Source organism: Streptomyces colwelliae (genome assembly GCF_048158785.1).
GTDB lineage: Bacteria > Actinomycetota > Actinomycetes > Streptomycetales > Streptomycetaceae > Streptomyces.
The window spans coordinates 1-584 of the sequence record NZ_JBLTJC010000903.1 but is presented as its reverse complement, the minus strand read 5'-3'; the positions used below and the strand labels follow the sequence as shown (position 1 = coordinate 584).

Below are 584 nucleotides of genomic sequence, written 5' to 3'. Positions count from 1 at the left end.
TCCGTACTCGCGTGCAGCAACTGGTTTCTGAGTGTATTGAACTGCGTCTTTCCAGCACCCGCCAGGAAACCGGGCGCTTCAAGGCGCTGCGCGTCTCCGGTCAAACCTGGGGCTTGTTCTTCGAACGGCTGAATGTCTCGGTACAGAAACTGGAAAACGCCATCGAGTTTTATGGCGCTATTTCGCATAACAAACTGCACGGTCTGTCAGTGCAGGTTGAAACCAATCACGTCAAATTACCGGCGGTGGTGGACGGCTTTGCCAGCGAAGGGATCATCCAGTTTTTCTTCGAAGAAACGCAAGACGAGAATGGCTTTAATATCTACATTCTCGACGAAAGCAATCGGGTTGAGGTATATCACCACTGCGAAGGCAGCAAAGAGGAACTGGTGCGTGACGTCAGTCGCTTCTACTCGTCTTCGCACGACCGTTTCACCTACGGCTCAAGCTTCATCAACTTCAACCTGCCGCAGTTCTATCAGATTGTGAAGGTTGATGGTCGTGAACAGGTGTTTCCGTTTCGCACCAAATCTATCGGTAACATGCCACCTGCCAATCAGGAGCATGACGCGCCGCTGTTGCAG

General features: G+C 51.9%; 1 protein-coding gene. It reads left to right on the top strand.

Features of this window, described 5'->3' with window-relative positions; genetic code table 11:
* On the top strand, positions 1 to 584 hold a 584-nt coding region (locus ACNFOC_RS55080; RefSeq protein ID WP_416966406.1), incomplete at both ends, for a class I adenylate cyclase domain-containing protein.